Here is a 13,346-nt window from a genome sequence, read left to right on the forward strand (position 1 = left end):
ACCGAAAGCATCAAATTATTATATCAAAAAGGATTGAATGAGTACTGGTATATCCTGCGGGATTAGGGGAGGGGCATAGTGCTGGTGGGGAACGGTTTCCACCAGTCCGTTATGGAATGATAAAAAGGATACAATCAAGTAAAGTACGGCCACCATTTCTGGCTGGGCCTGCTGGAAAACGGGAGCCTTGATCAATTCATCCTGGCCCTGCAGGACTAGTTTTTCCTCTTCACAGCAATCTTCCTTGCTATTTTCATCTTCCTCTCCGTGGCAGGCTTTGGTGTGCATATTGCATTTTTCGGCGGCATTAAATAAGGATACTTTTTCAATTTCTCCCATGCACAGGTGCCTATTCAACGTAAAACTCATTGAGCTGAGCAGTACCGTCAGGGTAAGAAAAAGGGTCGCTATTTTTTTAAAGGCCTTCATGCTGGCAATGAGTACCTTGTAAAGGTACATTTTATTTGACTACTGACCAAAAGCAGCCGGACCGCTTTTGGGAACCAGATAAACAAAAGTAAAAAACTTTTGTTAATTGGATTTACATAATTTTTATCAATATTTATAACCTGAGATGATAGAATAAAAAAATACCCTCCTGAAAAATCAGGGTAGGCTACATTTGCGAAAAACCATAAGAGAAAGGGGGATTTAGTATTTCTGAGGTTGACAGGAGCGTTTCTTGTTTGTATTTTTCTTTGGGCAGGTTGTTTTTAAAAGGTTAACCCAAATCCTCAGTATCATTGATTTTTCAGGGAGTGGAAGTATTTCATTTTATAAGTCCTTGACCCGAAACATTCGAAATGAAATGGCTGCCGGAACCAGGGCCCATACCAGCATGATGAGCAGACTGGCGATAAGTCCCCACCATTCGCTGAAAAATTGCCGGAATATGGCCCCACTGTAACCCATCAATGCGGCCGCTTCCGTCTGCATCAATACCATGATTCTGCCCAGGTCTACGGGATTGAGAAAAGTAATGAAAAGAACCACCTTCCCGATGGGATAATCACTGAAATTGTACATCATCAAAAGTACCAGGCCATCGAAAATCAATACAAAATAGACCCAGAGGAACAAGGCAAAACCCATTCCTCTGGCCTTGTCCCTCACCCATACCGCTACAAGAAGGGCGAGGCCAATGAATATCACTGTGAGCAGCAAAGCCACTCCCACCAGCATGAGTGCTACCGGAGTGGGATGCAAAATCCATAAGGGCAAGCCCAATCCCAATCCTACGGCAAGGCCAAAAGCAATACCTAAACCTAAAAAAATACTTGCCAGTATGCGGCTACGTTTTAAGGGTTGGGCCAATAGCAGCACCATAAATTCATACATATTGTAGTAATAGATGGTGGAAAAAATAACGGTGATCATGGGAACCAGCAGCAGTGTCAGGTTTAATACACCCAATATGGCCTTGTCACCCTGCCCTTCCAGTAAAAAGAAGCCCAGGGTAGCCAGCAGCAGAAAAACCGAATAAAGTACCAGAATCCAATTTTTGATCAGGTCTGAAACAATAAATTTGGTGATATTAAACATGGGTATCAGTATGTTTTAGTATTTGGGCAATGATCCGGTTCAGCCGGTTTTCTGCTGTCTCTGCCTTTAACTGTTCCAGGGGTTTAAAGAATTTGACCTCCCCTTCCATCAAATAGCAGACATGGGAGGTGATATCATCCAAATCATTTAAAATATGGGAACTGATCAATATCAGGCGGCCGGTTCCCAAGGATTTTTGTAGCTTTTCTTTCAGTATTTCATTGGCAATCGGGTCCAGACCTGCAGTGGGCTCATCCAATATCAACACCTTCGGATCAAAAAGGAAGGCAAGGGCTGCGCTTACTTTTTGCTTCATGCCTCCGGACAGTATTTCCAATCTTTTAGATCCCATTTGGTCAATTTCAAAGGCCCGATACAGGTCCATGTCCCTGCTCTTTTCATCTTTCCGCAACTTTTTCATCATATGGAATAGCTGGCTGACGGTCATGTTCGCAGGAAAGCGGCTCATTTGGGGCATGTATCCTATATGCTGGCGGTATAGGCTTTGTCCTGCTATGGGCCTGCCCTCAAAATAAACTTGTCCCTCTTGGGGTAAAACCATACCGAGAATGATCTTGATCAGGGTGGATTTACCGGATCCATTGGGGCCAATTAAAGCAATGGCCTGATTTTCCCTGAATTCCAGGCAAATGTCAAGTAAGACCTGGTTCCGGCCAAATTTTTTGTATAAATGGTCTATTTTAATCATTTGCCAGGGGTTTTATGCGGGGTCGCTCATCAGACAAGTGTTCGGGGATTATTTCCGGAAACATCCGTTCTGCCATGTCCAGTGCATTGACCAGAAAGCTGTGCAGGAGCATGTTGGCAGCCGGTATTTTATCCGTGATCAGGGCAAAGAGGTTGACCGGGCGATGGGGAAAATCACCTATGCCATCCTTATCCAGGTCATAACCCTTGTATTGTGCCCAGTAATTTCCTTCAAAATGATTCAGATTGGACCTTGAATTGGTCAGTACCTCAAAGGTGTTACCGATGAAATTATTGGCCAGGATTTCATTATCTATACAGTTTCCCTTGATATCCATGGCTTTTCCATTATTGATGAAATCGTTTTTTTCAATTTTTATCCTGCTGGCTCCTTCGGCGTATACGCCTATTGTATTGCGAATAAAGGTGTTTTGGGCCATGAGACCATCGCTGATTTCCTTCAGCAAAATGCCATAGGAAGAGCCGCCCCAATTCTCTTCAAAGGTGTTTTTTACCATTTTGATGTGCTTGCTGAACATCACAGCCACACCGGCACCGTTCCTTTGGAAGGTATTTTCCTCGTAGGTGTCGTAGTTGGAGAACATGAAATGCAGGCCGTACCGCATATTGTCCTGGCTGATGTTGCTGTGGATCAGGCTTTGGTCTACAAACTCAAAATAAATCCCATCCCGGTGATGGCTCAGGTGATTGTTGATTACTTCCATTTGGCTACCTTTCCAGATATGGATGGCATTTCCTGCATTTACCTCATCGTAGGCTTCTCCACGGATCGTATTGTTTTGTACCCGGCATTGAGAGGAATTTTGTAAATAAATTCCAAAAAATGTATTGATGAGGATATTTTTGTCAATGGTTACGTTTTTGGCCTCGACGATCCTGATGGCTGCCCTGTCTTTCAAATGGCTTATACCGATATTTTGAAGCGTCAATCCCTGGATCAGTACTTGATCAGCTCGTATTATGAAGATTTCATCACCTCCCTGGCTGTCGATTACAGGCTTATTAACACCTATGAGCGTTAGGGGGATGCTGATCACTAACTGGTTTTCCAGATAGGTGCCTTCGTATATGAAAATGGTATCCCCGGCACTAGCCAGCGCAACCGCCTCCTGTATGGTATCCAGGGAAGATCCCTTTTTTACGTGGAAGGTGCCTGCCTCAAGTTCATGGGTGAGCACTAAAAAAAAAGCCATTAGCCAAAGTAGAAAAAAACCTGGTTTCATCATTCCGGATAATTTGCGGGATCGAATTCAGAAAGTTGTTGTTGGAGGGCTTTCCATGTCAGGGATTCCTTGCCATCAGGGGGACTGTCCTGAAAACCCGCCAGATGGGCCCCCATAGGACTTGGGTATTCCTCCGAAATGACAAAATGGAGCTGTTTTACTGCCAATAAATTGCCAGGGTCATCATAAGCAACCCCTAAAATGTGGGCATATTCCTGCTCCTTGCTTTCATTCATATAGGGGAGCAGGCACTCCATGGCATCAAATTTATATACTTTTCCCTTGGTGGTTACCAGTTCCCCTCCGAACCTGGTGTCGGCTATGGTCATTTTACAATAGCCGCAATGGTCTTTTCCAAATGCTATGGGTTCTGGATCCGTGCTGCAGGCCGATAGGAAAACCGGAAAAAGCAGCAATGCAACGGCCATGTTGACGTATACTTTTGACTTGAAGTGTATCATTTACCGGGCTTTTAAAGCTATTTTTCTTTTCCAGATTTACTTTTGATAAATGCCAGTCCTCCAAGAAGCGTGGCCAAACCCAAAAACAACCCACCCCAATGGGGGTAGGATTGTACTTTAAAGTTAAGCAAATCCTTTTTTCCCAATAGCGGGGGCATATAGGTCATGCCTTCTACCTTAATGGGGGCTTTGGGGTCCAGGTTATGGCCATAGTCGTAGAGCCAAAGGTAAAAATCATAAAGACCTAGAATCCCCAGTAAAATCAAGACGATGGTCCAGCTTAAGAAACCGACGCTTTTATTGAGCCAGGCAAAGACCAATCCCAAGGCAATCATGAGATAATTGATCAGGGGGAAGTATTTCAGTTCGGGAATGGAGTCCGGATGAATGGGCTGCATGCCTATGTAGTGGTTTAGAATATTGATGTTCTGTATGATGTTTTTATCGGTTCCCGATACCTTATTGATCCAGATGTGCAATTGCAATCCACCAGGAAACTGCGCTGCATCCAATCGGATCTGCCATAAGGGGAAAAAGAACAATGCCGACAGACAGCCTACTGCCAATAGCATCAGAAATTTAGAAGAGGGTAATTTTTTCATAAAAGACGTATTTATCTGCCCAACAGGAAGGATAAAGCAAAAGCTACTACCAGCCGGTACGCCGGTAGTAGCTTTGAAATTATTGGGAGGCCCTGGCTTTGGCTTGCTCGTAGAAAGTATTGGCCGCTTCCTGATTGTCACTCAATTCTTCATTGAGCCCCCATTTGAGCGGAACATTTGAGCCCTGGGGAGACACCCGTGCATATCCGGACATTTCCTGGTGCAGGGCAGAGCAGAAATCGGTACAATAAAAGGCAAAAACACCAACCCTTTTTGGTTCCCAAAGCAAGGTCCTGGTTTGCCCCGGCATGACCAGTAGTTCGGCATTGGTGGCACCCTGCATGGCAAATCCATGAGGAACATCCCAATCTTGCTCTAGGTTGGTAAGGTGGAAGAATACCTTGTCCCCTACTTTGATGCCTTCAATGTTGTCCGGAGCCAGGTGACTCCTCATGGCAGTCATGTAAACGTGCACCTCATCTCCCTCACGCTCTACCCTGGAATTTCCCTCGCCCAGGGTAGCATGGGGATGGGTGTTGTCCTCAATGGGATAGAATTTTTTGGAATTGGCCATGAGCTTTTCTGCCTCTATGGCCTGGGCATAATGGGGCTCTGCCTTGGTCGGGAAATCCAAAATGAGTTTCATTTTTTCTCCGCTGATATCAAATAGCTGGGCAGAGTGCATCATTTCCGGTCCGGTAGGTAAAAACCTGTCTTTGGTGATTTTATTCATGGCTACCAGGTATTTGCCATTGGGTTTTCTGGTCTCTCCGCCAGGGATCACCAAGTGTCCCGGAGAGTAAAAGGTGGATTGGCGGTCCAGGATTTCTTTGGATTCCACATCCCATTTCACCACTTCGGAGGAGATGAAAAATGTGGTATAGGCATTTCCCCTACCATCAAACTCGGTGTGAAGTGGTCCCAAGCCTGGTTTCTGCACGATGCCATGCAGACCGGCCTCATAGTTGATAATGGGGATCCCATCAAACTCACCGTCAAAGTTTTCCTCCTCTATGGCTTGCATGATCTCGCTGAAGGAATAAACGGACATGTCTGCAGATAATTTACCATTACCGACAATGTATTCCCCGGATGGATCTATGTCACAACCATGGGGAGATTTGGGTACTGGAATAAAATAAACCATGTCCGGGCATTCCTTGGGGTCCAGAATTTTTGTGATTGTTTTTTCCTCAGAATTGACGATCCCGGAGCCTTCATCCATCAAATTGTGGTAATAGGAGGTTTCCCTTTCTGTAAATTTGCCGGCTGCAAGGTATTCTTCAGCCTTTTTCCAGTTTACAATCGCCATCAGGTCTTTGTCCATTTGAGAGGCATTTACCTCCAAGAGTGTACGGGCCTGTTCTGAGTTATAAGTAGTCAAAAAACTCCATCCATGGGATACGGCTTTCCCGTTTCTGGCCAGGTCATAATTGAATCCGGGCATTTCAATCTGGAAGGCCAAATCCATGTGTCCATGCTCCTGATCCAAAGAGACATAATTGATCAAGCCTTTGAAGTTTTCCTTGTAGGTATCAATGGGCACGTCTTCCTGCGGAATGGGTACACTGAATCTGGTTCCTGACACCAGGTATTCCGAGTTTTCGGTGATAAATGGGGAACAGTGCAGCCCGGCTACATCCGGAATTTCCAGTATTTCCACGGTTTCAAAAGTGGTAAGATCTATCCGGGCGATCCTAGGGGTATTGTTCCCATTCACAAACAGCCACCTGCCATCAAACTCTCCATTTTGCTGGGAAAGTTCGATGTGGTGGGAGTCATCCCAGGGAACGAACCCATAGGAGGTATTGAACATGTTTTTGGTTTCCTCACTGTATCCATATCCATTTTCCGGATATTGGGAGAAAACAGGAATTTCTTTAAATAGCCGGCCGGAAGGAAGTCCATAAACAGTGATTTGTCCACTGTACCCTCCCGATAAAAAGGCATAGAATTCATCGTATTCCCCCGGAGGGACATAGGCTTGCTGGGCGGCATCGCCATGGATGAGTTGACTGGAATCCCTGTTGTTGCAAGCTACCAGGCCGATCAGGAATACTGGCAGCAGGAGCAAAAGTGCATTTTTGTAAAGTATCATAGTTATTTGGGTTTAGGTTAATTATGAGTTGGCCTGGTCTTTATTTCCGGTTTTTTCTTCATCATTTTCGCGGAAAAACTCTAGTATATTTCTGGCATCTCCAACCGAAACGTTTTGATTGGGCATTCTGGTAAGGCATTCTTCCAGCATGGCCCTGGCTTCAGGGTCCTCTTCCAGCATGACATCTACATTGGTAATCATGTTCATGATCCATTCAGGTTTTCTGCGGTTGGTGACCCCCTGAAATCCGGGTCCCACCACGCGCTGGTCGGTCAGTTTGTGGCAGGCGGAGCATTTCATGTCATAAATTGATTTGCCCATTTTCACCATATCTGCATCCAATTCCTCTTCCAGATTGACTTCTTTGATCTCACCGATGCCTTTACCTTCAGCAATGGATTGAGGAACTTCAGGTTCCGAATCAGCAGGCGTGGATAAGGTGTTCCTCTCGTTGTTTCCTGAGCCACAGGAATAAAACAAGAGGGCGATGATTGACATTTTGATGAGGGTTAGATTTTTCATAAGTTGTTTGGATTTAGTTGTAAATATTTTTTGTGATGCTGGTCTTATTTATTGTCGTGTTTTTAGCATTGATTTGAAGGATAAAAAGTAAAATGGACAGGGGTAAAAAAGCCGAAAAGGCGAATAACAGTTCGTGGTAAAAGGGCAATTGGCCCCAATGCATCCAATAGGATAATCCCTGAGAAAACAGGAGGATTTCGGTGAATACAAAGCCTGTAAGAAACAGGATCAGTGCCATGATAAATTGATTTGATCCTGCCTTGAAAAACCCCATTTGGGAGGCGAAAAAGATCAGAAAGGCAGACACAAAACCCAATACCGTAAGATGAACAAAGCCCATCATCAAAGGCCGTAGGGTGGTGGCAGCAGCGGCTGCTTCAGGAAAGAGGACCAGACTTTGTATGCCGATTTTGGCCAGCCAGGATAGAAACCCAAACCCAAAGGCGAGATTTAGGCTGAATCGGTATTGTTTGAAATGAAGCCGGATACCCTCCCGGGATAAAGTTAAAAATATCCCTATGCCCATCAGTTGAAGGAGTATGCCCAGGTTGTTGATCCACCAGTAGGCATGCTCACCATAGGCCCAGAATAAAACCAGGCCAAAGGTAAGTACCGTAGAAGTGATAAATAAATAGAAAAACCAGGAGAAAACCTGGTAATTGATTTCCCATTGCTGCCGGAGTAAGCTGTCCAGCAACAAGGCCAGAATGGCAAAGGTAAACCAGCCATGGAATTGAAAATGCAGGTAAAACTGTATGGCTACCTGGTACAAAGCTGTATTTCTACCTCCCGATACGGCCAGAGGCCCCAACAGCCATACCCCAAAAGTGGAAAGGACCAAAAATACCAGTGCTGCATAAAACAACTTTTTAACGGCAGGATGAGTGATTTGCTGGTCTTTCCAAATCCGGTAACAAAACACATAGCTGGCCAGAATATGCAGGGAAGAAAAACTGATGGATACCGCTGCATAACCTTGCAGGGGAAAGCTGAGCATCATGCCTATCACGGTGGTTTGGGTAATTCAGAATAGTTTTGAATAGGTCTTGAATTTCGAGGCAGGAACAAAGCGATAACAAAAGAAGGCAAAAATGCCCATGTACACCCAGCCCAACATGGCCAGATGGGAATGAGCATGCAGCAGATTCCTGTATTCCATCCAATTGATCTCCCAGACAAAGGCAGCCCGTAGAACAAGACCAAAGAGAGCAGCAATCAAAAAATTTGAAAATGACAATAAAATCCAGAACTTTTTCATTCGGTAAGGATTTTTATTATATCCTAACAATGTAACATTTTACTTTTAAATGTACAAGTATGGCAATTTATAGCGTATGAACTGTACCAAATAGGGGGTATAATTTGCCCCCGTCCATGCTTCCTTGTATTTACCGCATTTTGTTCTGGATTTTATTTTATCAGGAAACAGGGATATTTTTCCCGTAAGCCAGTCCTTTCTCTTCCATTTCAATGGCCTTTGGGAAGAGAATATTGTTTTCAAGGTGAATGTGCTGATGCAAATCGGTTTTGAATTCATCCAGCAGGGCAAAGGTGACCCGGTAGGTACTGCAGGCATCTGCCGGAGGGGTGAAATCACCGGTAAGGGCAGCTATTTTCTCAAAGCGCTCTCCTTCATTTTCGTGCTCATCCATCATCATGCTGATGGGATTCTTCACCGTGCCAAAATGAGGTTTGGACTTTTCAGATGCCGGGCTTTCCTGGTCCTTTATCATTTTCTTCACGTAAGGAAACAAAACAAATTCTTCCTTCTTCATGTGGGCAGTCAATTCACCAGCACTTTGGTTGAAGAGTTCGGTGATTTCGAAGAGTTCCGGGTGGGCCTGTCCATGAACTTTACACAGTTTGTCCAGGTATTGCTGTAAAAGGGGTATTCGGTCTTCCACATAGCGGTGGTGCTTTTTTTCAATGTAATCAGCCAGCAGGTCAAGGGGCCAGAAATTGAAATCATGCATGCCCTCGGTGGAGGAATCCAGCATTTTATTTACCGCAGTCCACACTGTCCGGCTGCTGATTTTTTGCTTTTCGCAGGCTTCTTCTATGGATCTGTTTCCCTTGCAGCAGAAATCGATGCCGAAAGATTCAAACACCGTGGCCAGGCGATAATCCTTTGCCACCAAAGCGCCAATTGTTTCTTGATTTGTAGTTTCCATGTTGAGGTAAGATTAAGAAATATAAACGATAATCATACCCGGTACTCCTTTATTATGTTTTCAGGTTTACCGGTTTTTGTCTCATTGTGAAACAAAGGTAAGACAAAATTAATAAAAGACAAAAATGTCCTTTATTAATTTTGTTTAATTTTTAATTCAATGCAAGCTGCTGGGGGCCAAATTCTTCAAAGAAAATAACATGTTGCTGTACACCGAAAGCCAGCAGATCCTGGTATTGTTTTTCAATAAATCCGGCAGGACCGCAAATGTAGTATTGGGAATCAGGGTTGATTTTAGCTGCAGGTATTTTATTCAATGCTATTGGTCCTTCCAAAATGCCCTGTCTCTTGTCATTTTCGGTAATCCAATCGTAAAAAACATATTGCTCCAAATTGTTTTTATCCGCTTCTAATTGGCGGACTTGTTCCCCGAACGCATGAACATCCTGATTCCTGCACCCATGTATCCAGGTGATTGAGGTCTCATGGTTCTTTTCAATGGCACTTTGCAGCATGCTGATCAGGGGAGTAAGCCCTACTCCACCACTGATCAGCACCAGCGGGCTATTTGCCTTTTCATCCAAAGTGAAATTACCGGCCGGAGCGGTGAGTTCAAGCACATCTCCCACTTGCACCTGATCGTGGAGTTGGTTACTGATCATGCCATTGGTGTTGGGATATGCACCATACTCCCTTTTTACAGATATTCTGTAGAAATCTTGATTGGGACTACTGGAAATGCTGTATTGTCTGGCCTGGTTGATGCCTAAGTCAGGCAAAAAGAGCTTCAGACTAATAAATTGACCCGGCTGATGGGGGATAACCTTACCTTTATCAGCAGGGTAGAGATAAAAGGAACTGATTTCTGAAGATTCCTTTTCCTTTTTTACCACGGTAAACGGTCTCCAGCCGGTCCATCCCCCGGCTTGGGAGGTCAGTTTGCGGTACATGTCCTTTTCCAGACCAATCATCAGTTCCGCCAATTGCTCGTAGGCAGCTTCCCAGGCGTTTAAAATATCTTTGGTGGCGGCATCACCCAACACCTCCTTGATGGCGGCTAAAAGATGGTTGCCGACTATGGGATAGTGTTCCGGGCGGATTTCCAGACTCACATGCTTGTGTCCTATCCTGTTCAGGTCAGGTAAAAGGACTTCGGGATTGGAAATGTGCTCGGCATAAGCCAGTAGGGCCATGGCCAGGGCTTGCTGTTGTTTTCCATTCTTTTGGTTACCCATATTGAACATGTTCTTTAATTCCGGGTGGTGCTGGAACATCCTTTTATAGAAATGGCTGGTCAGCGACAGGCCGTGTTCTTTTAGAATGGGTGCAGTTGCAGCAATAATTTGTTGTTGATTTTTGTTGATCATTTAATCAATGAATTAGGGTTAGAAAATTTTTGATGTGAAATTGCAGGGCAGTTAGCCCTTCCAGAAGGGGCAAAGGTAGTCATTAATATAAAAGGATAAAAATACCCTTTAATATTCTATTTCGAATCAACTCTTTTTCTCTCCCAGTTGCCTGATAGAACGGAGCTTGAGGAGTATATTCTAGCTGGAAATAGTTTCTATTTTCAATACAGAATCGGGGGGTATCCCCGAAAACAGTACAGCATTTGCGAACCATCCCCGTTTATTACCATTTCAAATATCTCTAAAACCAGGTGCCATGACCATGTCGAAATTTGAATTTTTTGAGAGAAGGAAATTTGAAATTTTTCACGTCAAATGGAAGGTAATTATGGGCATGGTTTTCCTTTTATCGATTCTTGGTGCTTGCCGGGATTACGATGAAACACCCGTATTTCAGGCCGAAGGGTACCTGATTGGGCACCACCCCTGCGTTCGCGATGCTACAGTAACAACAAGTAAAGGAGAAGGCAAAGGCTATCTGGTGGCTACTACTGGTGCCAATCCCGACACCCTGATGCTGTTTGGTGTGGCAACCGATATGTTTGATGTTCCACTGGAGTGGCACAATTCTTTGGGTTATTTTTTTCCTGAAGCGGGTAGGCAAATTTTCAAAATGAGCTTTTCCTATCAGAAGTCGCAGGAAAACATTGGTTTGCAATATCCGTGTAACGCTTTTCTTCCTTTGTATCATTTATTGCGGTATGCGGATCCAGAATATATAGTCTTGAAGGCGGAAAAAATCAATTAAGCTTGGGTTCGAAGGCCTGAATAGGTCACCTGAAAGGATGAATCTTGTGATGGGACGGATCAGCTTGAAAGTAATTGCTTATTTCGGATTAAATACCCCATTTATCTCAGCGATGGAAATCCCCAGTAATTGCCGGGTGATTTTATCCAATTCATTTTCGTTTCCAGTAAAGTGGTATACATGGTGGAAATGCTCCATGCTTTCGCCCGGAGAAAGAAAGGCAGCGGGAGAAACACTCTCTAATTCGTAAAACGGCCCCATCTGGCTACCATCCTCCAATGGTCCGTCGTTGTAGGCGTTGACCACATCTCCTTTGAAGGGATCGGCTTCGGTGTTCCATTCCTGATTGAGGTAGGGTAATTCAGGAGCGATATCGAAGGTAGTAATCGTCAACACCTTGTGGAGGGGATCGTAGCTGCCTGCCATAGAAAGGGCTCTTTCGGGAAAGACACCTACTTTCCCTCTGCTTTGGCCATCGGCCTTTAGGAACAGGTGGTTGTTGGTGATGGCTATTCTTTCTTCCGGAATCGTTCCGAAATAGTTGGTGGTGAGGCCTGCTTTTGTTTCGTTTGGTTGGAGAGGTAGCACAATAGTGGTTTCCGGGCTGGGTTTGAACATGTCCAACACCCAGATGCAGGGAGCTCCGGTTTCTCGGGTCCATGGAAAGTCTCCGGTATTTTGAATGGAATTGATGGTTTCATATCCTACCATTTTGATGGAGGAGACATCGGCCGTTAATCCGGTGTTAGCTATAATACCTTCCTTTTCAAGAAGGGTAATGGTCCGTTGGATCTTCAATGCAAACTCGGTGCCCTGATAGTTGGTAATCGATGTGGATCTGGCCATGGATACGTCCCTGGGGCCCGCCTCGATTTTTTCCCAGGCTTCGTGGTCGATGGCTGCAGGGGTATGCCAGTTTTCAAATTCCATTTTTTTCCCTGGTTCGAAGAATAAAGAGAAGGTATTTCCTTCCGGTCCCAGCCATAGGCGGCTTTCGCCTCCATAGGCATTCATGTGCTTGTCCAGGGGGCCTTCAAATGCTTCGTAGTTTATCCAGCCAAAGCTTTCTCCATCGTCCCCTGCTGCGGTGGAAGTAAAAACCTTGCCCTGGTATTTGGGGGATACCAGGACTTTGGCCTGTTTGTCTTCCGTACTCAGCTCGATAAGTTGCGGATCGTATTTTTCCAAAAACGTTTTATCCTGCAAAAAATGAGTTGGTACATCTTCTGAGGTTTGATTACGGTTTTTAGGCGCTGAGCAAGCGATAGTAACGATTAAAATGCTGAGAAAAGCTAAAATAAGGGGGGATTTGTTCATTTCGGGTGAATTAATAGTCATTCTATACGCAATTATACCATTAAACCCAGATTATCCAATAGGGCTCGTAGTGGTTCCTTCAACTGACAGGAGGATTATTACTCATATTGAGTATATGAAAATTTGAATTTACAAATCGAAAAAACAAATTCCTGAACTGGCGGTGTCTTTCGGATACCTATTGAAAGTATTAAATGGTGTATATTTACAAAAAAGATTTGCGCCATGGTAGACTACAAACAGATAATCGCCATTGAACCGGGAAAGCGTGGAAGTAAACCATGCATAAGGGGAATGCGGATTATGGTAAGTGATATTTTAGGTTGGCTGGCCTCAGGAATGACGTTTCAGGATATCATTGCTGATTTTGACGAATTGACTGAAGAAGATATCTATGCTGCATTAAGTTTTGCAGCTGATAGGGAAAACAGGATATTACAATTAGCTGTATGAAGTTTTTGTTCGATCAAAATATTTCTCACAAAATATTAAAATTTATCCCCAACCAATTTTCAGCTTCCTTTT

15 protein-coding genes are annotated in these 13,346 nt (G+C 44.3%); 2 read left to right on the plus strand and 13 right to left on the minus strand.

The window, feature by feature from the left end; genetic code table 11:
- Nucleotides 1-18: 18 nt before the first annotated feature.
- From GL182_RS01300 to hmpA, 12 genes are all read right to left on the minus strand, one after another.
- The gene (locus GL182_RS01300) at nt 19-459 is read right to left on the minus strand and encodes an HYC_CC_PP family protein (protein ID WP_163377761.1); all 441 of its coding nucleotides are present in this window, start codon (nt 457-459) and stop codon (nt 19-21) included.
- 315 nt (nt 460-774) lie between these two features.
- A complete protein-coding gene (locus tag GL182_RS01305) occupies nt 775-1,542 on the minus strand; it encodes an ABC transporter permease subunit (protein ID WP_163377762.1) in 768 nt (255 codons plus the stop codon).
- Nucleotides 1,535-2,251 (minus strand): ABC transporter ATP-binding protein, encoded by a 717-nt coding sequence (locus tag GL182_RS01310; protein WP_163377763.1) that lies wholly within the window; start codon nt 2,249-2,251, stop codon nt 1,535-1,537. The genes GL182_RS01305 and GL182_RS01310 overlap by 8 nt, the downstream gene beginning before the upstream one ends.
- On the minus strand, nt 2,244-3,497 hold the full coding sequence (gene nosD / locus GL182_RS01315; protein WP_240469504.1) for a nitrous oxide reductase family maturation protein NosD: 1,254 nt from the start codon (nt 3,495-3,497) through the stop codon (nt 2,244-2,246). The genes GL182_RS01310 and nosD overlap by 8 nt, the downstream gene beginning before the upstream one ends.
- Nucleotides 3,494-3,955: a nitrous oxide reductase accessory protein NosL gene (locus tag GL182_RS01320; RefSeq protein ID WP_163377764.1), complete on the minus strand. Its 462-nt coding sequence runs from the start codon at nt 3,953-3,955 to the stop codon at nt 3,494-3,496. Before GL182_RS01320 ends, nosD begins: the two co-directional genes overlap by 4 nt.
- 17 nt (nt 3,956-3,972) lie before the next feature.
- Nucleotides 3,973-4,557: a hypothetical protein gene (locus GL182_RS01325; RefSeq protein ID WP_163377765.1), complete on the minus strand. Its 585-nt coding sequence runs from the start codon at nt 4,555-4,557 to the stop codon at nt 3,973-3,975.
- Nucleotides 4,558-4,636: 79 nt separating this feature from the next.
- Entirely contained in the window at nt 4,637-6,655 is a 2,019-nt protein-coding gene (nosZ, locus tag GL182_RS01330; RefSeq protein ID WP_163377766.1) for a Sec-dependent nitrous-oxide reductase, read from the minus strand.
- Nucleotides 6,656-6,676: 21 nt separating this feature from the next.
- Nucleotides 6,677-7,177: a c-type cytochrome gene (locus GL182_RS01335; RefSeq protein WP_163377767.1), complete on the minus strand. Its 501-nt coding sequence runs from the start codon at nt 7,175-7,177 to the stop codon at nt 6,677-6,679.
- Between the two features lie 13 nt (nt 7,178-7,190).
- A complete protein-coding gene (locus tag GL182_RS01340) occupies nt 7,191-8,177 on the minus strand; it encodes a hypothetical protein (protein WP_163377768.1) in 987 nt (328 codons plus the stop codon).
- 24 nt (nt 8,178-8,201) lie between these two features.
- The gene (locus tag GL182_RS01345) at nt 8,202-8,435 is read right to left on the minus strand and encodes a hypothetical protein (RefSeq protein WP_163377769.1); all 234 of its coding nucleotides are present in this window, start codon (nt 8,433-8,435) and stop codon (nt 8,202-8,204) included.
- Nucleotides 8,436-8,595: 160 nt separating this feature from the next.
- Nucleotides 8,596-9,348 carry an iron-sulfur cluster repair di-iron protein gene (gene ric, locus GL182_RS01350; protein ID WP_163377770.1) on the minus strand — a complete coding sequence of 251 codons (753 nt, stop codon included), beginning with the start codon at nt 9,346-9,348 and terminating at the stop codon, nt 8,596-8,598.
- A gap of 151 nt (nt 9,349-9,499) precedes the next feature.
- The gene (hmpA, locus tag GL182_RS01355; protein WP_163377771.1) at nt 9,500-10,714 is read right to left on the minus strand and encodes an NO-inducible flavohemoprotein; all 1,215 of its coding nucleotides are present in this window, start codon (nt 10,712-10,714) and stop codon (nt 9,500-9,502) included.
- Between the two features lie 304 nt (nt 10,715-11,018).
- Here hmpA and GL182_RS01360 point away from each other — a divergent pair, with 304 nt between their 5' ends.
- Nucleotides 11,019-11,504 carry a hypothetical protein gene (locus GL182_RS01360; RefSeq protein WP_163377772.1) on the plus strand — a complete coding sequence of 162 codons (486 nt, stop codon included), beginning with the start codon at nt 11,019-11,021 and terminating at the stop codon, nt 11,502-11,504.
- Nucleotides 11,505-11,582: 78 nt separating this feature from the next.
- Here GL182_RS01360 and GL182_RS01365 read toward each other — a convergent pair whose 3' ends face one another.
- A complete protein-coding gene (locus tag GL182_RS01365; protein ID WP_163377773.1) occupies nt 11,583-12,821 on the minus strand; it encodes a DUF6786 family protein in 1,239 nt (412 codons plus the stop codon).
- 225 nt (nt 12,822-13,046) lie between these two features.
- On the opposite strand from GL182_RS01365, the gene GL182_RS01370 reads away from it, so the two are divergent.
- On the plus strand, nt 13,047-13,274 hold the full coding sequence (locus GL182_RS01370) for a DUF433 domain-containing protein (protein ID WP_163377774.1): 228 nt from the start codon (nt 13,047-13,049) through the stop codon (nt 13,272-13,274).
- The last annotated feature ends 72 nt before the right edge of the window (nt 13,275-13,346 follow it).

Origin of the sequence: Cyclobacterium sp. SYSU L10401 (genome assembly GCF_010993705.1) — a bacterium.
Taxonomy (GTDB): domain Bacteria; phylum Bacteroidota; class Bacteroidia; order Cytophagales; family Cyclobacteriaceae; genus Cyclobacterium.

Excerpts from the sequence above, each read along its gene's own strand:
- GL182_RS01320 (WP_163377764.1), bottom strand. The coding sequence starts at position 3,955 with ATGATACACTTCAAGTCAAAAGTATACGTCAACATGGCCGTTGCATTG.
- GL182_RS01325 (WP_163377765.1), bottom strand. The coding sequence starts at position 4,557 with ATGAAAAAATTACCCTCTTCTAAATTTCTGATGCTATTGGCAGTAGGC.
- GL182_RS01360 (WP_163377772.1), top strand. The coding sequence starts at position 11,019 with ATGTCGAAATTTGAATTTTTTGAGAGAAGGAAATTTGAAATTTTTCAC.
- GL182_RS01340 (WP_163377768.1), bottom strand. The coding sequence starts at position 8,177 with ATGATGCTCAGCTTTCCCCTGCAAGGTTATGCAGCGGTATCCATCAGT.
- GL182_RS01305 (WP_163377762.1), bottom strand. The coding sequence starts at position 1,542 with ATGTTTAATATCACCAAATTTATTGTTTCAGACCTGATCAAAAATTGG.
- nosD (WP_240469504.1), bottom strand. The coding sequence starts at position 3,497 with ATGATGAAACCAGGTTTTTTTCTACTTTGGCTAATGGCTTTTTTTTTA.
- GL182_RS01370 (WP_163377774.1), top strand. The coding sequence starts at position 13,047 with ATGGTAGACTACAAACAGATAATCGCCATTGAACCGGGAAAGCGTGGA.
- GL182_RS01345 (WP_163377769.1), bottom strand. The coding sequence starts at position 8,435 with ATGAAAAAGTTCTGGATTTTATTGTCATTTTCAAATTTTTTGATTGCT.
- GL182_RS01310 (WP_163377763.1), bottom strand. The coding sequence starts at position 2,251 with ATGATTAAAATAGACCATTTATACAAAAAATTTGGCCGGAACCAGGTC.
- hmpA (WP_163377771.1), bottom strand. The coding sequence starts at position 10,714 with ATGATCAACAAAAATCAACAACAAATTATTGCTGCAACTGCACCCATT.
- GL182_RS01335 (WP_163377767.1), bottom strand. The coding sequence starts at position 7,177 with ATGAAAAATCTAACCCTCATCAAAATGTCAATCATCGCCCTCTTGTTT.
- GL182_RS01300 (WP_163377761.1), bottom strand. The coding sequence starts at position 459 with ATGTACCTTTACAAGGTACTCATTGCCAGCATGAAGGCCTTTAAAAAA.
- GL182_RS01365 (WP_163377773.1), bottom strand. The coding sequence starts at position 12,821 with ATGAACAAATCCCCCCTTATTTTAGCTTTTCTCAGCATTTTAATCGTT.
- ric (WP_163377770.1), bottom strand. The coding sequence starts at position 9,348 with ATGGAAACTACAAATCAAGAAACAATTGGCGCTTTGGTGGCAAAGGAT.
- nosZ (WP_163377766.1), bottom strand. The coding sequence starts at position 6,655 with ATGATACTTTACAAAAATGCACTTTTGCTCCTGCTGCCAGTATTCCTG.